Annotated in this window: 20 protein-coding genes; 11 read left to right on the top strand and 9 right to left on the bottom strand. The window is 33.1% G+C overall.

Translation table 11 applies throughout. The annotated features are described in order from the left end of the window. Positions 1-68: 68 nt before the first annotated feature. The 4 genes from G8C41_RS02715 (at position 69) to G8C41_RS02700 (ending at position 3,077) form a co-directional block, all read left to right on the top strand. Positions 69-626: a 30S ribosomal protein S16 gene (locus G8C41_RS02715; protein WP_105297868.1), complete on the top strand. Its 558-nt coding sequence runs from the start codon at positions 69-71 to the stop codon at positions 624-626. Between the two features lie 8 nt (positions 627-634). Beyond that, on the top strand, positions 635-1,153 hold the full coding sequence (rimM, locus tag G8C41_RS02710; protein ID WP_160566617.1) for a ribosome maturation factor RimM: 519 nt from the start codon (positions 635-637) through the stop codon (positions 1,151-1,153). Between the two features lie 108 nt (positions 1,154-1,261). Beyond that, complete coding sequence (locus G8C41_RS02705) at positions 1,262-2,215, top strand: acetyl-CoA carboxylase carboxyltransferase subunit alpha (RefSeq protein WP_166006025.1); 954 nt, start codon at positions 1,262-1,264, stop codon at positions 2,213-2,215. Positions 2,216-2,426: 211 nt separating this feature from the next. After that, the gene (locus G8C41_RS02700) at positions 2,427-3,077 is read left to right on the top strand and encodes an HD domain-containing protein (protein ID WP_160566624.1); all 651 of its coding nucleotides are present in this window, start codon (positions 2,427-2,429) and stop codon (positions 3,075-3,077) included. A gap of 161 nt (positions 3,078-3,238) precedes the next feature. Here the strand turns inward: G8C41_RS02700 and purB are convergent, their stop codons facing one another. The 6 genes from purB to G8C41_RS02670 form a co-directional block, all read right to left on the bottom strand. After that, positions 3,239-4,666, bottom strand: a complete 1,428-nt coding sequence (gene purB / locus G8C41_RS02695) for an adenylosuccinate lyase (RefSeq protein ID WP_166006024.1) — start codon at positions 4,664-4,666, stop codon at positions 3,239-3,241. A gap of 266 nt (positions 4,667-4,932) precedes the next feature. After that, on the bottom strand, positions 4,933-6,297 hold the full coding sequence (locus G8C41_RS02690; RefSeq protein WP_166006023.1) for a sensor histidine kinase: 1,365 nt from the start codon (positions 6,295-6,297) through the stop codon (positions 4,933-4,935). Then, positions 6,297-6,986, bottom strand: coding sequence for a response regulator transcription factor (locus G8C41_RS02685; RefSeq protein WP_160557280.1), 690 nt, complete (start codon positions 6,984-6,986; stop codon positions 6,297-6,299). The genes G8C41_RS02690 and G8C41_RS02685 overlap by 1 nt, the downstream gene beginning before the upstream one ends. Before the next feature lie 31 nt (positions 6,987-7,017). Beyond that, positions 7,018-10,116: an efflux RND transporter permease subunit gene (locus G8C41_RS02680; protein WP_166006022.1), complete on the bottom strand. Its 3,099-nt coding sequence runs from the start codon at positions 10,114-10,116 to the stop codon at positions 7,018-7,020. A gap of 6 nt (positions 10,117-10,122) precedes the next feature. After that, positions 10,123-11,205: an efflux RND transporter periplasmic adaptor subunit gene (locus G8C41_RS02675; RefSeq protein WP_166006021.1), complete on the bottom strand. Its 1,083-nt coding sequence runs from the start codon at positions 11,203-11,205 to the stop codon at positions 10,123-10,125. 5 nt (positions 11,206-11,210) lie between these two features. Then, complete coding sequence (locus G8C41_RS02670) at positions 11,211-12,497, bottom strand: TolC family protein (RefSeq protein WP_166006020.1); 1,287 nt, start codon at positions 12,495-12,497, stop codon at positions 11,211-11,213. A 497-nt stretch (positions 12,498-12,994) separates the two neighbouring features. Here G8C41_RS02670 and G8C41_RS02665 point away from each other — a divergent pair, with 497 nt between their 5' ends. Next, entirely contained in the window at positions 12,995-14,293 is a 1,299-nt protein-coding gene (locus G8C41_RS02665) for a hypothetical protein (RefSeq protein ID WP_166006019.1), read from the top strand. Positions 14,294-14,408: 115 nt separating this feature from the next. On the opposite strand, the gene G8C41_RS02660 is transcribed toward G8C41_RS02665, so the two are convergent. After that, on the bottom strand, positions 14,409-14,918 hold the full coding sequence (locus tag G8C41_RS02660; RefSeq protein WP_166006018.1) for an ecotin family protein: 510 nt from the start codon (positions 14,916-14,918) through the stop codon (positions 14,409-14,411). Positions 14,919-15,337: 419 nt separating this feature from the next. Between G8C41_RS02660 and G8C41_RS02655 the strand changes: the two genes are divergently transcribed. From G8C41_RS02655 to G8C41_RS02630, 6 genes are all read left to right on the top strand, one after another. Continuing rightward, positions 15,338-15,766 (top strand): hypothetical protein, encoded by a 429-nt coding sequence (locus tag G8C41_RS02655; RefSeq protein ID WP_160566650.1) that lies wholly within the window; start codon positions 15,338-15,340, stop codon positions 15,764-15,766. A 404-nt stretch (positions 15,767-16,170) separates the two neighbouring features. After that, positions 16,171-18,621 carry a thiamine pyrophosphate-dependent enzyme gene (locus G8C41_RS02650; protein ID WP_166007657.1) on the top strand — a complete coding sequence of 817 codons (2,451 nt, stop codon included), beginning with the start codon at positions 16,171-16,173 and terminating at the stop codon, positions 18,619-18,621. 7 nt (positions 18,622-18,628) lie between these two features. Then, positions 18,629-19,708, top strand: coding sequence for a DNA replication/repair protein RecF (gene recF, locus G8C41_RS02645; protein ID WP_166006017.1), 1,080 nt, complete (start codon positions 18,629-18,631; stop codon positions 19,706-19,708). A gap of 21 nt (positions 19,709-19,729) precedes the next feature. Further along, complete coding sequence (locus G8C41_RS02640) at positions 19,730-20,023, top strand: DUF721 domain-containing protein (protein WP_160557273.1); 294 nt, start codon at positions 19,730-19,732, stop codon at positions 20,021-20,023. A gap of 363 nt (positions 20,024-20,386) precedes the next feature. Further along, positions 20,387-22,861, top strand: coding sequence for a M1 family aminopeptidase (locus G8C41_RS02635; RefSeq protein ID WP_166006016.1), 2,475 nt, complete (start codon positions 20,387-20,389; stop codon positions 22,859-22,861). Positions 22,862-22,952: 91 nt separating this feature from the next. Further along, a complete protein-coding gene (locus tag G8C41_RS02630; protein WP_166006015.1) occupies positions 22,953-23,444 on the top strand; it encodes a dihydrofolate reductase in 492 nt (163 codons plus the stop codon). Position 23,445: 1 nt separating this feature from the next. Here G8C41_RS02630 and G8C41_RS02625 read toward each other — a convergent pair whose 3' ends face one another. Then, positions 23,446-24,042: a hypothetical protein gene (locus tag G8C41_RS02625; protein ID WP_105297885.1), complete on the bottom strand. Its 597-nt coding sequence runs from the start codon at positions 24,040-24,042 to the stop codon at positions 23,446-23,448. 62 nt (positions 24,043-24,104) lie between these two features. Beyond that, positions 24,105-24,407 (bottom strand): CD225/dispanin family protein, encoded by a 303-nt coding sequence (locus G8C41_RS02620; RefSeq protein WP_166006014.1) that lies wholly within the window; start codon positions 24,405-24,407, stop codon positions 24,105-24,107. Positions 24,408-24,428 lie beyond the last annotated feature (21 nt).

The raw sequence follows: 24,428 nt of genomic DNA, 5'->3' as shown, positions 1-24,428 counted from the left end.
AATAATAAAACAAGTAGTATATTTGCAAACTTAACTAATAACGGGACGGGATCCCAAAATAAAAAATTATGGCAGTAAAAATTAGATTACAAAGACACGGTAAAAAAGGAAAACCGGTTTTTCACATTGTTGTAGCAGATTCTAGAGCTAAAAGAGATGGTAAAAACATCGAAAAATTAGGAATTTACGTTCCTACAACCAACCCTGCAACCATTGAATTAAATGTTGACAGAGCAGTGAGCTGGTTAGAAAAAGGAGCTCAACCATCAGATACAGCAAAATCTATCCTTTCTTATAAAGGTGCTTTATTAAAAAAGCATTTGAACGGAGGGGTTAAAAAAGGAGCTTTTTCGGCTGAAGAAGCAGAGAAAAAATTCCAAGCTTGGTTGGAAGACAAAGAAAAAGCTATTCAAGCTAAAAAAGACAAATTGGCTTCTTCTAAGCAACAAGCGAAAAAAGAAAAGCTTGAAGCTGAAAGAAAAGTAAATGAAAGCCGTATCGCTGCTCAACAAAAAGCAGAAGAAGCAGAAGCTAACGATGCAGAGGAAGTAGTAGAAGCAATCATCGCAGAAGATGAAGCTGCTACTGATGCTCAGGCTGAAACTAATGAAGAACCTAAAGCCTAATTAGATTCATGCAATTGGAAGATTGTTACTACCTAGGCACAATCACTAAAACTCATGGTCTGAAAGGTCATCTGATTGTTAAACTAGACACAGATGAACCGGAGGCTTACAATAATTTGGAATCGGTATTTATTAATATCAATGAAATGCCGGTTCCTTTTTTTCTAAATGAATGTCAACTCTATAATAAAGATTCATTACGTGTAAAATTTGAAGATACTTCTATCAATTCACAAGACTTAATAGGAACGCAGCTGTACCTTCCTTTAAATACATTACCTAAATTAAAAGGAAAACAATTTTATTATCATGAAGTTATACACTTTTCTTTAGTAGACGAAAACCTACAAAAGATTGGAGAAATTACTGAAATAAACGATAACAGCGCACAAGCTCTTTTTATTATAAAACTATCGAAAAATGATAAATTTATTTACATTCCTGTTATTAATGATTGGATTATTGAAGTAAACAGAAATGATCATTACATTTCAATGACTTTACCTGAAGGAATTTTGGATTTATAATTCATTGGAAATTTATTTTTGAAAATACCATTTCTAAGTAGTTTCAAAAATGAGAATTTAATTTGATTTATTTAAAAGTTAGTATATTTAGTCACTAATACTCATAAAATGGAATATTTAGATTTTGAATTGCCTATAAAAGAATTAGAAGACCAGCTTAAAAAATGGATCGAGCTTGGTAAAGAAAGCGGAGTAGATATAAATTCTACTTCCAAAGAAATCGAAAAGAAAATCGAACAAACTAAACATCAAATATACGATAACCTTACCCCTTGGCAAACCGTACAATTATCCAGACATCCCTCTCGTCCTTATTCGTTAGACTATTGCAGTGCCATCACTGATAATACGTTTATTGAGTTACACGGAGACCGCAACTATGGCGATGATAAAGCCATGATTGGAGGATTAGGTAGAATTGACGGTAAAACTTTCATGATTATCGGGCAACAAAAAGGTAAAAATACCAAAGAAAGACAATACCGTCGTTTTGGTATGCCCAATCCTGACGGCTACCGAAAAGCGTTACGCTTGATGAGGGTTGCTGAAAAGTTTAACATTCCTATTCTAACCTTAATAGACACTCCTGGAGCCTATCCGGGACTTGATGCCGAAGAAAGAGGACAAGGAGAAGCCATCGCGTATAACATCGCTCAGATGTGCCAAATTAAAGTTCCGATTATTTGCGTAGTTATTGGTGAAGGTGCCAGTGGTGGTGCGTTGGGAATCGGTGTAGGAAATAAGGTTTACATGATGGAAAATACTTGGTATTCCGTAATTTCCCCGGAAAGTTGTTCCTCAATTTTATTCAGAAGCTGGGAATACAAAGAAGTTGCTGCCGAAAATCTTCGTTTAACTCCTAAAAATTCTTTGGAATTAGGCATTATTGACGGAATAATTAAGGAGCCGCTTGGCGGCGCTCATTACAACCCGGAAGGAGCCTTTATGTCTTTAAAAAATCAAGTTTTAGAGGCCTATAATGAGCTTTCTAAAATGTCTCCTGATGAGTTGGTGGAACACAGACAAAATAAATTTATAAATATGGGTGTATATAGCGAATAGTTATCTACATACATTTACCATATTAAATATAATATAAGCCCCTGTTTTTTATAAAGGGGCTTTTTCTTTTTTATCCTTTCATATCAATACTTTCAATTGAAGTTGAAAAGCCCTATTCAATATCTTTATAACCCTCTAATATAATTAAAGGGCTGTTAAATTATTGAACTTATATTTATATATAATTCTTATTAAAATTCTATATTTAAGCATGGAATTAGACCAAGCAATATCAATCATTCGGGATTATATAAAAAATAAACATTCTTCGGATAAAAGTGGACATGATTATTGGCATATTGAGCGGGTAGTCACTAATGCTCAAAATATTCTCCTTCACGAAAAGGCTGATCGTTCTAAAGTTTTATTGGCAGCCTGGCTTCACGATGTCGGAGATTATAAACTCCATAATGGAACGGACCGTACTGAAGAACTCGTATTTCCATTACTGTCTTCTTTATCATATCCGAAAAGTTTCATTGAAGATATCATCAAGATTATTAACGAAGTTTCGTATAAGGGCGGACATAATCCCCCTCCTACTTCACTTGAAGCAAAAATTGTTCAGGATGCCGATCGATTGGATGCGATAGGTGCTGTAGGAATAGCTCGAGCATTTGCTTATGGAGGCACCAAAGGTCGAGAATTGTTTGATCCGAACGAAAAACCGACCGAATATACGGAAAGTGCTTCCTATCAAAAAAGCACTTCGTGTACGATCAATCATTTTTATGAAAAGCTATTGAAGCTAAAAGATTTGATGAATACCAATATTGCTAAAGAAATGGCTGAAGAAAGACATTTATTTATGCTGAAATTTTTGGGAGAATTTTATAAAGAAATCGGATACTCTAGAAAATAAAACCGAATTAATAAATACACTCTATACTGAAAACCACCGGACACGAAGATCGTTAGATAGCCCTATAATCGGCAAAATTGAATAAATATTTAGTTTATGTTTAGTTTAAATTAGTTTAAACAATCAGAACTGCCACAGTGGTTATTTCAGTATATATATTTTTAGACTCTAAGATCGGAATTTATTCCTAGTAGATGTTCATATTTTAGTAAAATAGGATTTACTTCCTGATCTAAAAACTCTTCTGTTTGTTCCGGAGCAAAGCCGATGAAATTGGATGGATTAATCAATTTCATCAATTTTTCTTTATCAATATTTATTTTTTCATCCTTGATAATTCGATCGATTAAATCATTCGGCTTTCCTTCCATTTTTACTTTCTTGGCTGCTTCCATAGAATGTTGACGAATGATTTCATGAAGTTCCTGCCGGTCTCCTCCGTTTTTAACTCCTTCCATAATGATGTATTCGGTTGCCATAAAGGGCAGTTCTTCATTAATATGCTTTTCAATCATTTTAGGATATACGACCAATCCGTCCAAAATATTATTCCAGATTAATAAGATGGCATCTATGGCTAAAAATGCTTGAGGTATGCTCAACCTTTTATTTGCGGAATCGTCTAATGTTCTTTCAAACCATTGAGTGGATGCAACCATTGCTGGAGAAGTTGCTAAAGAGATTACAAATTTAGCTAATGAAGCAATTCTTTCAGATCGCATCGGATTACGCTTATAAGCCATGGCGCTGGAACCTATCTGATTCTTTTCAAACGGTTCTTCTATTTCTTTTAAGCTTTGCAACAAGCGCAAATCATTCGTAAACTTATGTGCAGATTGTGCAATATTGGAAAGTACTTCTAGTGCCTGAGCATCTATCTTTCGGTCATAAGTTTGTCCACTTACTTTAAAAACTTTTTTAAAGCCGAAACGTTCTGATAATTTCCGATCCAATTCCTTGACTTTTGAAAAGTCCCCGTCAAACAATTCTTTAAAACTGGCAGCCGTTCCGGTAGTACCTTTAACTCCTCTGAAGCGCAACGTTTCCAAACGATATTCTAAATCTTCCAAATCTAATAAAACCGATTGCAGCCAAAGAGTAGCTCGTTTACCAATCGTTGTTAATTGTGCCGGTTGAAAATGAGTAAACCCTAAGGTAGGATGGTCTTTATACTTGAGTGCAAACGAATGCAATCCTTTAATTACATTAATCAATTTTTTCTTCACCAGTTCGAAACCGTCACGTATTTGGATAAGATCCGTATTATCCCCTACAAAGGCAGAAGTTGCCCCTAAATGAATAATGGGACGTGCTGCCGGTGCTGCATCTCCATATGCATGTACATGGGCCATAACATCATGACGAAATTTTTTTTCATATTCGTCTGCTTTCTTAAAATCTATTTTCGATACTTGCTCTCTAAGCTCTTTTATTTGCTCGTCCGAAATATCTAAACCAAGCTCTTTTTGTATTTCAGCCAGGGCTAACCATAATTTTCTCCAAGTAGTAAATTTTTTTTCAGGAGAAAAATTGTACAACATTTCATCACTGCAATAGCGGCTTTCCAACGGATTTTGATACGTATTCATTTTATCTTCTTGGTTATATGGATTAAATCAGCTCAAAAATAAGGATTTAATTAAGATGCTCCTTTAAAAATTTTAAATTATGAAAGTTTACTAACTCACTTTGCTTTTTGTAATTATTAAATATATCTTTTTTTGGAAAGATTCTATTGTTAAAAAATGAAAAGGTGAATTACTTAAAATTCACCTTTTCCAGCTAAGTGAATTAGTATTTAAATGATACTAATTTTACTTAACAATAAACAGCTAAAACAAATATGAGTGTAAATTTACTCCTGATTCATGCCGAAAAAAGTTAAGGTAATTTTAGTTCCTTTATTTTCTTCGGATTCTATGGTATATTCTATATGGTTTTTTTCTAAAATACGAAGGGCAATGGAAAGCCCTATCCCCGATCCAGATACTTTTTCAGCATTTGGGGCTCGATAAAACGGACGACTTATTTGGCTTAATTGCATTTTGGGAATTCCAATCCCATGATCTTGTATCAAAAGATGTAATTTTCCTTCACGTTCATACAGTTGAATACGTACTAATTTTCTTTGTGAGAATTTAACCGCATTTTCAATTAAATTGAACAAGGCTATAAATAATTGTGTTTTATCTATATTAATGTAAAGCAACTCTATATTTTCCGAAGTAACATCTAAAGTATAATCTATGATCTCACTACAGTCGGAATATTTATCTGAAACCCGTTTAATAATTTCAAATATGAGTTCATCAATACGTATTTGTTCTGAAATGTCTGTATTTTTTCGCAAATCGGAAACAATGAGCAAAATATCTAATATTTCTTGAAGCCGGTCTATTTCCTCCATCAATGTTTGGGATAAGGCTTGATATTCTTCAGGTGAACGGTTTTTCATGGAAAATACCTCTAAATTTCCTTGAATTGCTGCCAAAGGTGTCTTGAACTCATGTGAAACATAGCTCACAAAATTTTGTTGTATTTTAATTGAATCGGAAATTTTTTTTAGCAATTCATTAAAGGTTTCAGTTAGATCGTACAATTCGTCTTTAACTGTATTTCGGCTCGTCTTCAATTCCATGGAATCGCCCGGAGTCATTTGTTTTACTTGGTTAATGGCTTCTCTTATGGGACGATAGGCTATATGGGCTATCCAACGGTTTAGCAATATGGTAGCCAATAACCCGACAATAAAGGCGGATACTAATATTCCAATAAGTGGATTGATGTATTGATACACATCCTGTTTATTTTCCTTAGCAATGATTACGAAATTGCCTTCATTATCTTTATAATATATTCCATAACATAAAAAGTTATCGGTGGTAAAGGATAATTTCTTTTGATAACGTATTTCATTAATTACCGATTCAGGAACATCTTGTATATTTCCATATTTTAATTGATTCAGATCGTCGTAAATTTCAAAATAGGGATTGTTTATTTTTTCGTATTGCTTTTTTATTTTTTGAAATTCTTTTGCGCTTATTTCATCTTCTTCAAAAAAGTAATAGCCGATAATTTGAGCGGTCTTTTGTAAATTTCTGTAAACGGAATTTTCAATGCTCCTTTTGTAGAAGCTGAATATCAGAAGCGCTACGGCTATAAAGACAATTCCCCAAAAACCGGAGCTTAGTAAACTTAATCTTGTCTGTATTTTCATTATTCAGCTAATAAAGATTTAATACGATATCCCCTTCCTTTTATGGTTTCAATAATTTTTGTTTCAAATTCACCATCAATTTTATTTCGTAAATAAGAAATATATACTTCTACTATATTGGTGTTTATATCATGGTTAATTCCCCAAACACTGGTTAGAATTTGGGTTCTTGAAACAACTTTATTTTTATTTTCCATTAAGAATTTTAATAATTTAAATTCAAGATGGGTTAGAACTATTTCTGTATCTCCTCTTAGAATTTTATGCTCATCCAAATACATTTTTAAATCTCCGCATACCAATACATTGGAAGAAGAATCATAATTCATTTTCCTTCTTCTGTCCAATGCATGAATTCGTGCTACCAGTTCTTTAAAATGAAAAGGCTTGGTTAGATAATCATCGGCACCGTAACTAAGGGCTTTTACTTTATCATCGGGATCTCCTAAAGCACTGATTACTAAAACAGGAGTGGTTATTTTTTTATAGCGGATATACTGCAACAACTCCATTCCGTCAATATCAGGAAGCATAATATCCAATAAGATCATATTCCAATTGGTATCATTTAAACGACTTCTCGCATCCACACCGTTCTCAACCAAAGTGACTGAAAAACCGCTTTCTTCTAATCCTTTGATCATGAACTCACTGATTTTTTTATTATCTTCAACCAATAACAACTCCATATTTTACTTTTTGCTTTATAAAGTTACTATTTTATGATTTAATTTTTCTTTTCTTGCGGTAAGCAAAATAAAAAACTTGCGGTAAAATAGTAAATGATAAAAGCATACAGGTGATTATACCCCCAACTATCATAATTGCCAAAGGCTTTTGAACTTCAGAACCCATTCCATTGGACATGGCGGCCGGTAATAATCCCATCGATCCCATAAGGGCTATCATCAGCACCGGACGTATCCTGCTTTTAACTGCACTATCTATGGCTAATCTTAAATTTCCGGTTGAATTCATCTTTTTCTTCATCAAAGCAATCAACAAAATGCTGTCAATAGCGGTAATTCCAAAGAGTATAATAAATCCTATTCCTGCAGAAATTCCAAAAGTGGTACCGGTTATCCACAGGGAAATAAAACCACCGATAAAGGCATAAGGCATGGCACTTGCTGCAATTAAAGTGTCTTTGATGGTTCTGAAATTCATATAGAGTAAAAATAAGATCAATAATAAGGCGCAAGGAACAATAATCATCAATCGTTGTGTTGCTCTTTGTTGGCTTTCAAATTCTCCTGCCCAAACCATGCGATTTCCTCGACCTAGTTTAACTTCTTTGTTTACTTTTTCTTGGGCTTCTTTGATAGTAGACCCTAAATCACGGTCGCGAACACTAAACCCAACTCCGATGTACCTGCTGCTTCCATCTCGATAGATAAACGTCGGACCGGTTACAAATTTGATATCGGCAATTTCTTTTAACGGAACATGTTTTCCATCCATGGTTGGTATTAGAATTTCCCCGATCTTATCTTCATTATCCCTGTATTCTTTTTGAAATCGTACTCTGACATCAAATATTTTTTCGCCTTCATAAAACTGGGTGGCAGCTTTACCTCCTATTGCCATTTCCACTACTGCTTGAGCATCTGCCATAGATACCGCATAACGGGCCATGCGATCTTCGGATAAACGGATTTGTAATTCAGGTAAACCGATGCTTCGAAACACATTCACATCTTCTACTCCTTTTACTTTTTGTATGATAGAAGCTGCATGATCTGCCATTTGTTCCAACTTTTGTAAGTCATCTCCGTATATTTTAATAACTAAGGAACTTTTTACTCCTGCTACATATTCTTCTACATTATCTTGTATGGGTTGGCTAAAGCCGAAAACTGTTCCGGGATAAATATCTAAAGAATCTTTCATTTCTCGGATAAGTTCTTCTTTTTTAACTTTTTTCTTCCATTGATTTTCCGGCTTCAACTGGGCATGGAATTCTATGTTAAAAAACCCGGTTGGATCTGTTCCGTCATTCGGACGTCCGGTCTGTGACAAGACAAATTGTACTTCATCAAAACTCCTCAACTTCTTTTTCATTTGTTGAGTGATTTTTACTGATTCGTCCAAATTAATACTGTTGGGTAAGGTAGCACGTATATATATTGCTCCTTCGTTCATACTGGGTATAAATTCCGTACCCCAAAAACTAAATCTTACGATGCAAAGCACTAACAGTATACAGAAGGTTATAATACTTCCTTTACGATGTCGGGATGCAAATAGAAAAATTTTATATAAATGGGAGGAAAAGAATCTGCTGATTGCATTTGATTTTTCTTTAACCGGTTTGGTAAGCAAAATTTTACACATAACCGGCACATAGGTAAGAGATAAAATTAATGATCCCATTAATGCATATCCTAAAGTAAATGCCAACGGTGAAAACATTTTACCTTCCACTTTTTGAAATGAAAAGATAGGAAATAAGGCAACGACCAAAATTATCTGAGCAAAAAATATGTGAGAAGCAACTCCTCCGGCACTTTTTTTAATTAATCCCCCTTTGGACGATTTTATAAATCGTTCTCCTCCCAACTCTTCCGTTCTCTTTACCATCGAGACAAATATGATTTCAACGATAACCAATGTTCCCTCGAGCAACAATCCAAAGTCGAGCGCTCCCATTGAAATAAGGTTCGCCGGAAGTCCTTGTATTCGAAGCATAATAATGGCAAATAAGAAAGAAAGCGGGATAACCGTAGCCACAATCAAGGTGGTTCTCCAGTTAAATAGGAAAATAAATACTACAATGGAAACCAACACAATACCCTCGATCAGGTTTTTCATTACGGTATGGACAGTAGCATCTACTAAGGTTGTTCGATCTAAAAAAGGTACGATTTTTACGTTTTCTGGTAATATACGATCATTTAAATCGGCTATTTTAACCTTTAAATTTTTAATCACGTCTCCCGGATTTTGTCCTCTAAGCATTACCACAATTCCCTGAACGACATCATCTCTATCATCCAACCCTACTTGTCCCAAACGTGGTTTTGAAGAAACAGAAACGTTGGCAACTTGTTTTACTCGTATAGGTGTGCTACCTTTTACTTCAATAAGTATATTTTCAATATCTTTAATATTGTCCAATAAGCCAACTCCGCGTACTACATAGGCTTGACTTCCTTTTTGTATGACATCTCCGCCTACATTTATATTACTTTTTGAAATAGCTTCGTAAACCTCCAAAGGCGAAAGTCCGTAATTTGCTAATTCTGTAGGATTTACTTTTATTTCATAGCATTTTTCTTCTCCACCGAAACTTACAATACTGGCTACTCCGGGAACCGATAAGAGCTCACGCTCTACTACCCATTCGTTAAGAGCAGATATTTCGCGAACAGGAAGGTCACTTTTAATAGTATAACGGTATATTTCACCGGTAGCACCGGAAGGCGGTTCTATCGATGGATCGGCTCCTTCCGGAAGATCCATATCCTGCATACGATTTGAAGCATATTGCTGAGCAAAGAAATCATCTACTCCATCTTCAAAAATTACGGTTACCACCGAAAGACCAAAAAGAGAAGTAGAACGTACTTCCGTTTTTCTGGGAATGGTATTCATTTCCTTCATTATAGGAAGAGTAACAAATTTTTCAATTTCTTCCGCACTTCTTCCCGGCCATTGGGTTATAATTCGTACTCTTGTGTTGGTTACGTCGGGATAAGCCTCAATAGGTGTGTTTAAATAACATACAATTCCGCCGATAAATAAGAGTACGCTAAGAAATAGTATTAATATGTGATTCCTTAATGAAAAGGCAATACATTTTTCAACAAACTTATGCATGTTTTGTTATTTGTTTTTTAAAGCTGAATAAATTAGTAATTGATTATTAACCACTACATTTTCTCCTTCGGAAAGACCGGAAAGGATATATGCGGTTTCTTCGTTGTGACCTTGAAGTTGAACTTCTTTAACTTTGAAATTTTCTTTGGATTCTTCAACGATTACATAGTATTTATCGTCATCGAAAATGAGTGCATTTACCGGAATTGACACATGGGTATTTTCTGTATTGTTTTTTAGTTTGATAGTCATGGACATTTCGGGCTTAAATTTCAAATCGGCATTTTCCATAACTATTCTTGCTTTCAAAACTCTTTCTTCAGAATCAAAAACTTGAGAAATGGATTGTATGGTTCCGTGAAATATTTCACCCGGATAGGATAAAGAACTCATTTCTACGGGCATTCCTACTTTTACAAATTGTAAATTACTCGCGTATACATTGGCTATCACCCATACTTTACTTAGGTCTGCAACCGTAAATATAGGCTCAGCATCCGGAGATATGGTACTGCCTGATGTTATATTTTTGTTTATAATATACCCGGTCATAGGAGAAACGATGGAAGAGCTGCCGCTTCCGTTGGATCCTACCACAGACATATCCGTATGTACCCTTGCTAATGAGGCCTCAGCTTGTTTTACTTTAGCTCTTGCTTCAACTAATTCGCTTTCGGATAACATGTTGTCTTTATACATGGATTCCGCACTTTTTAGTTCTCTTCTAGCGACTTCCAATTCAGATTGTAACCCGGATTTTTCGGAATGTAAAGAATTTACTTCTAAACTCCGAACATTTGCCAATACTTGTCCTTGTTTTACTTGGTCTCCTAATGAAAAATAGGTTTTTGTTACCACCCCATTAATTAACGGAACATAATTAACGATCTTATCCGGATCATATTCTACTTTACCTGTAAGTGTTAACTCCTCTTCTTGTGGCTTTAATTCCGCTTTTATGGTTTTTACATGTTTAAAAAACGACCGGTTTATTGCTGCTTCTTCCTGAGTTTTTGATTGGTTATCTTTTACATGGGTGCAAGATAGGGCAAGTGCCAGAACGGAAAGTATGTATATATTTTTTTTCATGAGTTTTATCTTATTTCTTTTCCAACAGTATATTGTAACTCTTCAAATTGTGTATAAAGATTTTTTTGGGTATTTAATAGGGTTTCTTTATTGGTTTTGTAGGCATCCATGAAATCTATAAATTCCAACATGCTTATGTTTCTTTTCATCAGGTTTCTGGTATAAGCATCTAACATATAGTCCAAATCTTCGGAAATATTTTCTTTTTGTATATCTTTAAACAGGTGGTAGGTGTCGGAATAGTTAGTATAAGCTTCGGTAATTTCATGCTGTGCGGTAGTTACTACTTGTTTTGCTTGATATTTGCTTTGCTCTTTGTTAACTTGGGCTAACTTTATATTTCCTTGATTTCTATTGAAAAAGGGCAAATCAAAGCTTACGCCGAACCCAATAAAATCTTTCCATGGGGCACTTATACGATCATAGTTGACAGCAAAGGTTAAATCGGGTACTTTTTGTGCTTTTTCATATAATAGATCTTTATCAAAATAATCAATTTGAAGGTTAACAATTTTAATATCGGGTCTGCTTTCAGATGCTTCTTCTAAAATCTTAGGTAATAAGATATCATCCGGATTTTTTACTTCATTGTCTCCTTCGATTATTTCAACCGTATTCAGGGGAGGAATATTCAATAACGATTTTATAATTTTCTGTTGTTCATTATAATTATTTTTAACCTCATATATTTCTCCACTAAGCTCTAGTTGCGAGGATTGCAAACGAATTAAATCTTTTTTTGCTATATTTCCTTCAGCAACTTGATTTTTATAAGCCGCAATAAGCTTTGAAAGCGCTTCTTGCTGGTGATTTAATATTTTTTGATAGGATTGTAAATAAATGAGCTCTTGCAGCGATTTTCGTACTTCTAGTTTTAAGCCCCGTAATGTCTCCTCAAATTCCTGAACAGCGATTTCTTTCGATACCTTTTCTCTATTTATTAGTTTACCTCTTTTTCTGGCTGTTTTAACCATTTGGCTAAGTTCCATCGTAAACTCCGTATTTTTAGCAAACTTTCCAAAGAGTGCCGGAATTTGCTCTTGTTCTCGCTGAGATTTCGTACTCCATAAATTAACATCACCTAACGAAAAGTTAGGATTGTCCCATAGTTTTGCTTGTACAATAGCAGCTTCGGCAGCATCTATATTCATTTTTTCTGCCAACAACTGTAAATTTTGTTTGAGAAACAAACCTTCTGCTTGTTCCTTGGTTAATTGAATTACTTCTGCTTTTTGTGCAAAAACCATACTTGTAAGGAAGGTACAAACCAGTAAAGAAACGTATTTACGCATTATATAAACATTATTTTTTGTCTTAAGACAAATTTATTTACCAAATATTAGATTGAAATTTGACCTGCGTTATTTTTATATTAAAGGGACATTAGAATTATATTAGAAAAACTATTGAATTTTTAAATAGTAAATTTTAAATTCAGATTAGATGTTTACTTAGCTATACGTACAGCAAACCTATTACTATATTAGGATGTGAATATTAGTTTTAGCATAAAAATAATTTATGCCAACTATCAACTATTTTAAAAATTATATAATTATTAAAATTATAATGCTAAATTTAAAATAAATATTTACATTTGTATTCAATATTATTATAACATAATAAATACTACTTTCACTAAAAAACTTATGTAAACACTTTTAGAATTATATTTTAAAATAAATTCTAAAATAAATGTTTAACATTATTTAAAATAACCTTATAACAAGTAAGATCTCTTCTAAATACATATTTATTAATATACTAATCATTAAAAACAACTTAATTTATGAAAACTAAGTTTATTTTTTTAGGGATGTTATCAATTCCCATACTAGCATTTAGCCAAATTGGCGTAAATACAAATAACCCACAAGGTACCTTTCATATTGACGGTATGAAAGATAATTCGGAATTAGGTATGCCTACCCCGTTTCAAGGAGCGAACGATTTTATTGTAACTTCAGATGGTAGTGTAGGTGTTGGTACCGCGGATCCAGATGCTTCTTCCATCTTGGAAATAAATGTAGAAGGACTTAGTTCCGGCAGTAAAAAAGGTTTTTTAGGTCCTCGTGTATCTTTAACATCAAATATAGACACTCTCACAATTCCGGATCCCGCTGTAGGATTATTAGTTTATAATCTGGGAGATAATCCAAATTTTGTTTTTAATGGATATGTTTTTTGGAATGGAAAACAATGGAAGACATTAGATGGTCGTCCCATTATTCCCGGGGTCATTCAAAATTTGACCTGTAATGCCGCTATGGCAATTCCAAGTTTTTATACTGCCAACGAAAGGTATCATGGAGTTATGACGGTTCCTTATACCGGTGGTGACGGTGGTACCTATCCTGCTCAATCAATTGGACCTGTAAACGGTCTTACAGCAACACTTGAAGCCGGACAATTTAATGTTGGAAACGGTGCTTTACGTTATGTGGTAGATGGAATTCCAACGGTTTCAAGTCCTCAGACAACAACATTTCCGCTTAGCGTAGCTATGCAAAACTGTGATGCTACCATTGGTGCGGGTTTAGGGCTTGCACCCGGGGAACATGTTTACTATCGATCTCCGTATGTTAATGCCAATTTTGGTGATTTAATAACTAATCCATATAATAATATTCCCGATTATTGGTTAAGTAAATACGTTAATGATCTACCCATTTTAGGCGGCAAACTAAGATTAGATGCTTATTTATTGAATGGGGCTAGTTCAATAGGTGCTGTTTCCTATAATCCCAGATTAGTAAACATCACCTCTTCCCCTGTTAAATTATGGTTTGGAGCGACAGCTAGTGCAACGTTTAAAAGTAATGCCAACATAATTTTAGCTCCCAGGGGAGGGTATGTGAGTTTAGATGACGGTATTTGGGCTAACATGGGTGAAAATATGCTCATGGTTAATGGAGGAAATTTAAGTATTAATCCTTCCTATAATCAGACTGAGATATTAACCGCAGATGTTTCTCTGGATGATAAATGGTATAAAATTTATTTTTTTGGATTTATAGATAATATGGATACCGGTACTAATTCAGATAACCTAAGAAGATTTTATATTTCAATTCAAAGATTATATTAAATCGTATATGTTGAATTACTAATAATTTTTTACTAAAGATATTTAAAAGTTAAACTTTTATATATTAGGGAATTCTTTTCAAATTGAAAAGAATTCCTTTTTTTAACCCTATTAATTATTTCACTGAAGCTGTTTTTTCTTTTCCGGCTTCCCAAATTTTGTATTTCACAATATATCCCTTTGGGGTATAAACTACTATAGGAAGTTTACTGTTATATGTAATAATGATTGATTCAGAAGAAATAAATTTTTCTTTATTTACTATCTGTGGACAAGCCTTTCGTGTAGAAATAGTCTTTCCTTCTGAAGAAAACTCGTAAAAGTTATATCCCCAACCCTCTAACTCTTTTTCATCTATTTTTCCCAGTAAAGTATGTTTATTGCAATCCACTTTCATTATTTTTCCGGGAATAAGTTCTACTTTATAAAATTCTTCATTATTTTTCTTATCTAATATAATCACATGACGCAACATGCCGGGTTTTGCATCAGGAAAATTTACTAATTCTTTTCCGGGATCATTTTTTACTTCTTTTTGATGCATTGGTTCTCCACTTATTTGGGTAAAAGATACTAAAATACTGCCTAAAATAATTCCTGTTAAAATTTTTCTAATTGTTTTCATTATATTACTTTTTAAATTTTGATTTATTCTTATAGATGTTTTTCTTACTATTATTCCATAAAAAATTTTAAAAAATTTTTTTTTAATATATTATCTAGTTAAATTTAAGCACTTTATACTTAATAAAATAGTATTCAATCATATATAAAATAAATATATGTAGCCTCAAGTACTATTTCAATTTACAATTTTAAATGAAGTTTTTAGAAAATATTGTTATATTAAATTTATTAAATACTAATTTTTGGTTGATTTCTAAAAATTAGATATATTTATTTCTGTTATATTAAAGTTCAATCATTTTAAAACCTCTAAAATTTTTAGATTCCTTCAATATATCTGCTTTATCATTTCATGATTTCTTAGTATTTTTACTTTGTTGGATTTAATTTATAATTCCTCTTTATAAAATTTATGTAATGAAAAGATTATCTTTATTAGTACTTTTCGAAGCAATAGTATCCGTTTCCATTGGCATATTAATGTCTAAAATGTCTTGGATCGGTCGAATGGGAATTAATTTATTTAGAGGTGAATATAAAATATTAAAAATATGGTGGAAAACCGCTCTTCTTGTTTTTAGTATTTTACTCATGCTAATGCTTATTCAATACCTTATCAAGCGTATATGCAATTTGACGTTCTCTCGGCTTTTCTTTTTTTTATTTTTATTACTCGGTTGTTTGGGGCTTGCCTATACATATCATGATTTTTCAACGGTATATGAACATAAACTCATGAAAGAACGTTTTCATTTAGGTGGTTATTTATTTTGGATCGGTTGGATTGCTTCTAATTTATACTTTCTTGTAACTCCCTATCAAAAATCTGTTCAAGTCAATGAATAATAATATTTATAAATGACTAACTTTTATTCCTAATATTTAACGATTATATTAAATATTTTAATTCGCTATCTATTTCGATTTAAAATTATATACTTAGGCTACAGAAATTTAACTTTACATTGCCAGAGTGTTTTATTTTATTTGATTGTTATTTTTTTTATTTAAAATGCTTTGATAGATAGCTATTTTGCGAAAATATGTATGTAATGAAATCTCTCCATGATCCTAAAATAAAACCATTTCATTCCTTTTAATTTCATAAATACTTGAATTTATATCTGTTAAAAGGCGAGTAATTTTATAACTTAAACTTTTAAATACATTGTTTTTTTCAATAGGTTTAGGTTCGAATAAAATCTGTAACTTTGTTTCTGCTAAAAATATTTATAGGAGTGATTAAAGATATAAATTCTACTATCTCAGATGCTAATTTAAGCTTCCAGGAATTTAAAAAAGAAGTATTAAATGATTATAGATTGTGCTTAATCAGCCGTTATTCCAGTTTATTGGCAAGAAAGGAAGTTCTTTCGGGAAAAGCAAAATTTGCCATTTTAGGAGACGGAAAAGAACTTCCGCAAATAGCCATGTCTAAAGTTTTTAAGAATGGTGATTTTCGTTCCGGGTATTATCGCGATCAAACCCTAGCATTTGCAGTAGGTGAAATTACTATTGAAAATTATTTTGCACAATTATATGCTGATACCGATGACCAAAGAGAACCGGAATCAGGGGGCAGAATGATGAATTGTCACTATGCTACTCATTTAATTGATGAAGAAGGTAATTGGAAAGTTCTTACGGAACAAAAAAATAATGCTGCAGATTTATCTCCCACAGCCGGGCAAATTCCACGTTTATTCGGATTAGCTTACGCTTCTAAAATTTATAGAAATTGTCCGGGACTTGAAAATAAAATACAATTTTCCCATCAAGGCAATGAAATAGCATTTGGTACTATCGGGGATGCGAGTACATCGGAAGGACATTTTTGGGAAGCATTAAATGCTGCTTGTGCTTTGCAAATCCCTATGGTTCTTTCCATCTGGGATGACGGTTATGGCATCTCCGTTGAATCGTCTAAACAGAGAGCCAAAGACGATTTTTCTGAGCTTTTGGAAGGATTTAAAAGAACCAAGGAAAAAAATTCCAGAGGATGTGAAATCATTACGGCGCGTGGATGGGATTATGCCGAATTAATTGAAGCCTATGCGCGTGCAGAAAAAATAGCCCGTGAAAAACATATCCCCGTTATTATACACGTAAGTGAACTTACTCAACCTCAAGGACATTCCAGTTCGGGGTCTCATGAAAGATATAAATCTGCTGAACGTTTGGAATGGGAAAAAGAACACGATTGTATTAAGAAATTCAGAGAATGGATCATTGATTATGAAGCGTACGACCAAACGAACAATCAAAAAATACAAGTTGCAACCGAAGAAGAATTATTGAGTTTAGAAAAAGAAATTAAACAATTGGTTAAGGAACATCAAAAAAATGAATGGAATAAATTCCGTACAGATATGGATGCTCTAAGTAATCAAACGGTTTCTTTAATATCCGCCCTAGCTGATGTAAGTGTTAAAAAGGCTTTTATAAATTTGGAAAAAGAAAACTTTCAACAGCTGTCTTTGCCTTATAAAAAAGATATTTTCCATTTTATACGTAAAGTTCTTCGAATAGTCAGAGAAGAAAATACACAGGCCAAAACGAATTTGCTTACTTGGTATAATCAAATTTCTGATAATGAAAGCCTTAATTACAATTCCAAATTATATACAGATACCCGATATTCAGCACTTCATGTTCCGTATATTGCCCCTGTTTATGGTGAAAATCCGGAATCAGTGGATGGAAGAATAGTAATTAGAGACAATTTCGATAAACTTTTTGAAAAATATCCTGAAATAATAGCCTTTGGTGAAGATGTAGGAAAGATTGGCGATGTGAATCAAGGATTTGAAGGATTGCAAGATAAATACGGATCCTACCGAATATCCGATACCGGAATACGAGAAAGTACCATTATAGGTCAAGGATTGGGAATGGCTATGAGAGGACTGCGTCCTATTGCTGAAATTCAATATCTGGATTATGTGTTGTATGGTATTCAAACTTTAAGCGATGATCTGGCTTCTTTAAGTTATCGTACGAAAGGAAGGCAAAAAGCTCCGTTAATTATCCGTACTCGAGGACACAGATTAGAAGGCATTTGGCATTCGGGATCTCCTATGGGCGGAATCATTAATTATATACGGGGTATTTATGTTTTGGTTCCCAGAAATTTTGTGCAGGCAGCCGGATTTTACAACACCATGCTACAAGCTGATGAACCGTGCTTGATTATTGAATGTTTAAACGGCTACCGACTGAAAGAAAACTTGCCGATTAATTTAGGTGAATTTACAACTCCGGTCGGAAAGATTGAAATTACCCGAGAAGGTAAAGACATCACTGTGGTGACCTATGGAGCAACATGGAAAATTGTTTCGGAAGCTGCCAAAGAATTACAGACATTAGGCATAGATATTGAAATTATTGATATTCAATCTTTAATACCCTTTGACCTAAGCCATGAAATTGTGGAAAGTCTTAAAAAAACTAACCGTTTGGTTATTGCTGATGAAGACGTTTCCGGAGGGGCAAGTTCGTATATTTTGCAAAAAATAATTGAAGAACAAAACGGTTTTCAATATTTGGACTCAGCTCCTAAAACTATCACGGCTAAGGATCATCGACCGGCTTACGGTTCTGACGGAGATTATTTTTCAAAACCTTCTGTGGATGATGTAGTTGAAAAAATATATGAGGTTATGCATGAAGTAAATCCCACCGAATATCCGAAAATAAGTTAATCCATACATGTATCTAAAAAATCTTAGATTATTTAATTTTAAAAACTTTTCTGAAAAAAATTTCACTTTTTCCGAAAAAATAAATTGTTTTGTAGGAAATAACGGAGTTGGAAAAACAAATGTATTAGACGCTATTCATTATCTTTCATTGACTAAAAGTTACTTAAACTATTCAGATCAAAACAATATACGTTTTCATGAAAACTTTTTTTCGGTGGAGGGCAATTTTTCGGATGAAAAAACAGAAGATTCGATCAGGATTGTAGTTCAAGCGGGACAAAAAAAAGTTATTAAAAGGAATTCTAAGACGTACGAAAAGCTTTCCGATCATATTGGTAAATATCCTTGTGTGATGATTTCCCCCTATGATCGAAACTTAATTAGTGAAGGCAGTGAGTTTAGACGAAAATTTATGGATGGAATGATCAGTCAAATTAACCCTGATTATCTCCATCTGATTCTTAGGTATCAAAAAGCTCTAGCCCAAAGAAATGCTTTATTGAAATTGTTTTCAGCGAACAATTATTTTGATGCCATCAGCTTAGAAATGTATGATTCCGAATTGATTGAACACGGAACAAAAATATATCAAATCAGAAAAGAATTTATCTCGTCTTATGTGCCTAAATTTTGTAGTTTTTACTCTGCACTTTCCCAAGGTGAAGAGGATGTAATCATTGACTATACATCGGATTTAGAACAAAAAGAATTAGGCAGTCTCTTAAAAGAAAATTTAGACAAAGATCGAGCTGCTGCTTATACTACTCGAGGGATACACAAAGATGACCTCATTTTTAAATTATTTCAATACCCTATAAAAAAATTTGGATCTCAAGGGCAACAAAAATCTTTTTTAGTTGCATTAAAATTAGCACAATTACAAACTATCAAAGAATATTCGTCTAAAAGTCCGGTTTTATTAATGGATGACATATTCGATAAATTGGATGATCATCGAGTGGCGCAATTGGTAAAATTGGCTCATGAAGAACAATTTGGACAAATATTTCTTTCCGATACGCATAAAGACCGAACGGAAAAAATAGTCCGACAAATCAGCTCGGATTATCTGATTTTTGAACTGTAATTTTCTAACCAACAAGTATATATGAGTCTTAGAAGAAAAGAGCAAACGAGCAATTCTGCCATTAAAAACCTCATAAAAAAATTAGGAATGGAAGAAAAACTTCTCATTCTTGAAATGGAAGAAAAATGGAGAACGATGATGGGTAACCCTATCGCTAAGCATACTCAAAGAATTTTTATAGACAATGAAACTTTATACATACAACTGGACTCGTCTGCTTTACGACATGAGTTAAATTACAGTCAAAACAAAATTCTTGCTGAATTAACTAAAGATTGTTCACAAACTTTTTTTACTAAAATTAAATTTATCTAGTCTTTTTATCTTACTTTTTAACTATAACAAGCATCTATACAAACTTTTTAATTTATAAGAAGTAAGATTATGAGGGATCTTTATTTAAAAATTAACAAGTGGTTAGTAGTTATTGTAGAAAATCTTAAAGTTCCAACCTTCACTTTTTCTAAGAACATATAAAATTTCACCAACGTACTTAATTGACAAGTATTAATACTTTCTTAACTTAACTTATTAAGATAATTAGTTAAATTAGCCGATAGTATTTTTTATCATACTTATAAAACTCCTTTAATGGAATAGAAACATAGGGTTCGAATAAAAATTTAGATTTTTCTTACTGTATGTTTCTTAATATATAATTAATTTAAATAAATTTTAATGAAAAAAGGTATTATTATTCTGATTTCCATATTAACCATTGGTTATACTAGAGCTCAGGATTATTCAACGTATCATCCTTCTGCTACTATGGTTAATGATTTAGTTCATACGAAGCTTAAAGTGGGTTTTGACATTCCCAACGAAAAGCTATTCGGTGAAGCCTGGATAACTTTAAAACCTCACTTCTACCCTACCGACTCTTTGACTTTAGATGCAAAAGGTATGGAAATTTCCTCGCTAACTTTGAATGGAACTAAAGCATTAAAGTATACGTATACTAACGATCAGTTAAAAATAAAATTAGACAAAAGTTACACTAAAAACGAAAATTACACGGTTTACATCAAATACATAGCTATTCCCGGTTCTATTAAACAAAAAGGAAGTGAAGCAATTCAAGATGCCAGAGGTCTGTATTTTATTAATCCGCGAGGAGAAAACAAAGACAAGCCCACACAAATTTGGACACAAGGTGAAACTGAATCCAACAGCTGTTGGTTTCCGACTATAGATAAACCCAATCAGAAAACTTCAGAAGAAATATATATTACGGTTCCTGATAAATATGTGACTTTATCCAATGGAACTTTAAAAAATCAAACCAAAAATGCTGACGGTACTCGTACCGATTATTGGAAATTTGATAAAAAGCATGCCCCTTATTTATTTTTTATGGGTATTGGAGAATTTTCTATTGTTAAAGACAAATGGAAAAATATACCGGTAGACTATTATGTGGATAAAGAATATGAGCCCTATGCAAAGCAAATTTTTGGAGATACTCCTTCGATGATTGAATATTTTTCAACCCTGTTACAATATCCGTATCCGTGGGAAAAATACAGTCAGATGGTGGCAAGAGATTATATAAGCGGTGCCATGGAAAATACCACTTGTACGCTTCATGAGGAAAGTGCCTTACAAAAACCCGGACAGCTTGTAGATAAAAACATCTGGGAACCGGTTATTGCTCACGAATTATTTCATCATTGGTTTGGAGATTTGGCTACTACAGAAAGTTGGTCTAACCTTCCGGTAAATGAATCCTTTGCGAATTATTCGGAATATTTATGGCTGGAACATAAATACGGAAAAGATTATGCGGAAGAACACAGGGATAATGAAAGAGACGGATATATGTATGGTGGTGAAAATTTTGCCAAGGATTTAATTCGCTTTAAATATAAAGATCGAGAAGATATGATGGATGCCGTAAGTTATAACAAAGGAGGATTAATTTTACATATGCTGAGAAATTATTTGGGCGATGATGCATTTTTTGCCGGTATGAGTTTATATCTTAAAACCAATGAATACAAGGCAACTGAGGCCCACCAACTCCGTTTGGCATGGGAAGAAGTTAGCGGGAAAGATCTCAACTGGTTTTTCAACCAATGGTTTTTTGGCAATGGTCATCCTAAGTTAAAAGCAGCCTATGCGTACAATGAAGCTAAAAAAACCGTAACTGTAACATTAACTCAAAGTCAAGAACCGAAATTTCAGTTTCCTTTGGATATTGATGTTTATGAAAACGGTAAACCCACTAGGCATCATGTTTGGGCAAAAGCTGCCGAAACTAATTCTTTTGAGCTTCCTTATAAATCTAAACCTCAATTGGTAAATATAAATCCTGATAAAATTCTACTTTGCGAGTTAAATGACGATAAAACTACTGAACAATATATAATTCAATATAAATATGCCCCTGAATACAGTTCAAGAAAAGAAGCTGTAAGTAAATTAGCGGATGCTCAAACTTCAAATGCTGAAGCGTTGGAAACATTATTGAAAGCGGCTTCTTCTGATAAATTTGAAGGATTGCGAACATTTGCCATTTCAAAATTGGATGAAACTAATCCAACGGTTAAGCAAAAGTCGGCATCAGTACTAGAAAAAATTGCAACTTCAGACTCAAAGACATTAGTTCAGGCTAAAGCTATTAAACAGTTAGCATCAATTGATGCTTCAAAATATAAGGACTTGTTTATAAAATCTTTTAATAGTCCCTCTTATAGTGTGAAAGCGGCCTCTATACTTGGAGTTTTAAAAATGGATAAAAACTCGGCATCTGAGTTGGTTTCCAAAATAGATGACAAAAACCCGGGTAGTGATTTATCCCTAGCTATTGCCAAAACAGCAATTGTAACAAAAGATAATTCTAAATTATCCGTGATTTCAAAAAATTTCCTGAATCTTTTACTTTCGGCTGAGTCTCAAGATGAAGCAGACACTTATTTTGAAGGTCTGCAAACTATTATGATGGGAGATTATCCTAATGAAACACAAACTGTTGTTGATTCTATTTTAAAAATTTACCCGCAAGCTAAAAAATACAGCTTTGGTGAAGTGATGCTTCAAATTATGCAAGGTTCTTTACAAATGAAACAACAGGCTTCGAATGCATCACCTCTTAATAAAAGTCTTAAAGATCAAGTAAACTATATTACCAACGGATTGAATAAAATGAAATAAACAACCATTTTAAAGTTGCATGAAAAAAGAGTAAAGATTTCACCTTTACTCTTTTTTTTATATATTTAAATTTCATTTAACATCCATTTACATGACAATTATAGCAGCTCTAGATGAAAATAATGCGATAGGAAATAACAATCAATTACTTTGGCATCTTCCCTTGGATTTAAAACGATTTAAATCACTCACACAAAATCATGTGATCCTTATGGGTAGGAAGACTTTTGAATCGTTAGGACGGCCTCTTCCCAATCGTCAAAATATGGTAATATCTTCTAAAGCAGATTACCAGGTTCCGGATAACGTATATTTGTTTTCTTCTTTACCTGAAGCCATCGAAGCTGCACGTAGTAAAGATTCCAATCCGTATATTATTGGAGGAGGAACGATCTATTCACAAGCTTTAAAATATGCCGATACGTTAGAACTTACGTTAGTACATACACAAATAGATAAGGCCGATACTTATTTTCCTGAAATTGACTTTTCAAAATGGAATAAAACTTTTGATGAATTTCATCCAAAAGATGATAAACACCTATATGATTTCCGCTTTGTAACTTACCAAAGGAAAATATAAGTTACTTACTTTTAGTAACTATCCAACCTTTATCTTTTTTATAATTTAAATTAAACGTTTTCACTATAAAATCGGTATGAGGATTTTTATCATATCCCAATATGGAAAAGTCATTTGCTACCTTTTTAAGGGTAAGTACAGCTTTAGCTGTTTTTTTACCGGTCAATTCAATTCGAGCTTGTTCTTTGTCTCCTAATTGATATTCCAAAGACTTTACTTCAACTGTTTCTTTTTTTTGTTTTAGCACAAAAGGACGAGCTTTTTCGGTAAGCTTCACTTCATAGGTAAAGACACTGTCTTTACTGAGAAATTTCTTTTTTTGTTTAACCAAATTCAGGTTTACATATCCTTTCTCTTCTAATTCTTTATAGGCCTTAAGGTCGTTTTTATCTTTTTTAAGACTAAATTTTACTTCCCCTATGTTTATCTCCACTGTTTCATAAATGGGATTGGATTTTAAATAGGCTTCAATTGAATTTAAAGCGACATCTTCTGATAAGCTTGCTTTATCTCCACAAGCTGTAAAACTCAAACTTATTATAAAAAGGAAAGCAGCTTTCCATAATAAATTTTTTAAATTAATATACGTGGTATTCATACTGATTTTAACAATAAAATGAATAATCAATCAAAAATCATGCATTTCACAGTTAGCTTATGTCAATGTTGGAATTTTTGTCCAAAGATATTATAAATTGCCCCCGATAGAATACCTAACCAAAAGACTATTCCTGCAATAATTGTCCAAATACAAAGAATGCGTGTAATGATGGATGATCGTCTTGCTTTATCATACATTTTTTGTTCCCAATATTGGTTAACCCGTAAAGAATAAAATAAGGCAAATATACCTACCGGGGCAAAACAAGCCACAGTACAAATAATAGCAAACGCCAGATAGTTATCCGGAGCATCCTCTTTTAAAACTTCATCCTCTTCTTGGTCTATGGTTTCATTACTCATAACCTATTAATTTTGGCATAT

Source organism: Apibacter sp. B3706 (genome assembly GCF_011082725.1).
GTDB lineage: Bacteria > Bacteroidota > Bacteroidia > Flavobacteriales > Weeksellaceae > Apibacter.
This window is presented reverse-complemented; position numbering and strand designations above follow the sequence as displayed.

Excerpts from the sequence above, each read along its gene's own strand:
- G8C41_RS02690 (WP_166006023.1), bottom strand. The coding sequence starts at position 6,297 with ATGAAAATACAGACAAGATTAAGTTTACTAAGCTCCGGTTTTTGGGGA.
- G8C41_RS02635 (WP_166006016.1), top strand. The coding sequence starts at position 20,387 with ATGAAAAAAGGTATTATTATTCTGATTTCCATATTAACCATTGGTTAT.
- purB (WP_166006024.1), bottom strand. The coding sequence starts at position 4,666 with ATGAATACGTATCAAAATCCGTTGGAAAGCCGCTATTGCAGTGATGAA.
- G8C41_RS02660 (WP_166006018.1), bottom strand. The coding sequence starts at position 14,918 with ATGAAAACAATTAGAAAAATTTTAACAGGAATTATTTTAGGCAGTATT.
- recF (WP_166006017.1), top strand. The coding sequence starts at position 18,629 with ATGTATCTAAAAAATCTTAGATTATTTAATTTTAAAAACTTTTCTGAA.
- G8C41_RS02640 (WP_160557273.1), top strand. The coding sequence starts at position 19,730 with ATGAGTCTTAGAAGAAAAGAGCAAACGAGCAATTCTGCCATTAAAAAC.
- G8C41_RS02620 (WP_166006014.1), bottom strand. The coding sequence starts at position 24,407 with ATGAGTAATGAAACCATAGACCAAGAAGAGGATGAAGTTTTAAAAGAG.
- G8C41_RS02705 (WP_166006025.1), top strand. The coding sequence starts at position 1,262 with ATGGAATATTTAGATTTTGAATTGCCTATAAAAGAATTAGAAGACCAG.
- G8C41_RS02675 (WP_166006021.1), bottom strand. The coding sequence starts at position 11,205 with ATGAAAAAAAATATATACATACTTTCCGTTCTGGCACTTGCCCTATCT.
- rimM (WP_160566617.1), top strand. The coding sequence starts at position 635 with ATGCAATTGGAAGATTGTTACTACCTAGGCACAATCACTAAAACTCAT.
- G8C41_RS02630 (WP_166006015.1), top strand. The coding sequence starts at position 22,953 with ATGACAATTATAGCAGCTCTAGATGAAAATAATGCGATAGGAAATAAC.
- G8C41_RS02680 (WP_166006022.1), bottom strand. The coding sequence starts at position 10,116 with ATGCATAAGTTTGTTGAAAAATGTATTGCCTTTTCATTAAGGAATCAC.
- G8C41_RS02665 (WP_166006019.1), top strand. The coding sequence starts at position 12,995 with ATGAAAACTAAGTTTATTTTTTTAGGGATGTTATCAATTCCCATACTA.
- G8C41_RS02700 (WP_160566624.1), top strand. The coding sequence starts at position 2,427 with ATGGAATTAGACCAAGCAATATCAATCATTCGGGATTATATAAAAAAT.
- G8C41_RS02685 (WP_160557280.1), bottom strand. The coding sequence starts at position 6,986 with ATGGAGTTGTTATTGGTTGAAGATAATAAAAAAATCAGTGAGTTCATG.
- G8C41_RS02715 (WP_105297868.1), top strand. The coding sequence starts at position 69 with ATGGCAGTAAAAATTAGATTACAAAGACACGGTAAAAAAGGAAAACCG.
- G8C41_RS02625 (WP_105297885.1), bottom strand. The coding sequence starts at position 24,042 with ATGAATACCACGTATATTAATTTAAAAAATTTATTATGGAAAGCTGCT.
- G8C41_RS02655 (WP_160566650.1), top strand. The coding sequence starts at position 15,338 with ATGAAAAGATTATCTTTATTAGTACTTTTCGAAGCAATAGTATCCGTT.
- G8C41_RS02670 (WP_166006020.1), bottom strand. The coding sequence starts at position 12,497 with ATGCGTAAATACGTTTCTTTACTGGTTTGTACCTTCCTTACAAGTATG.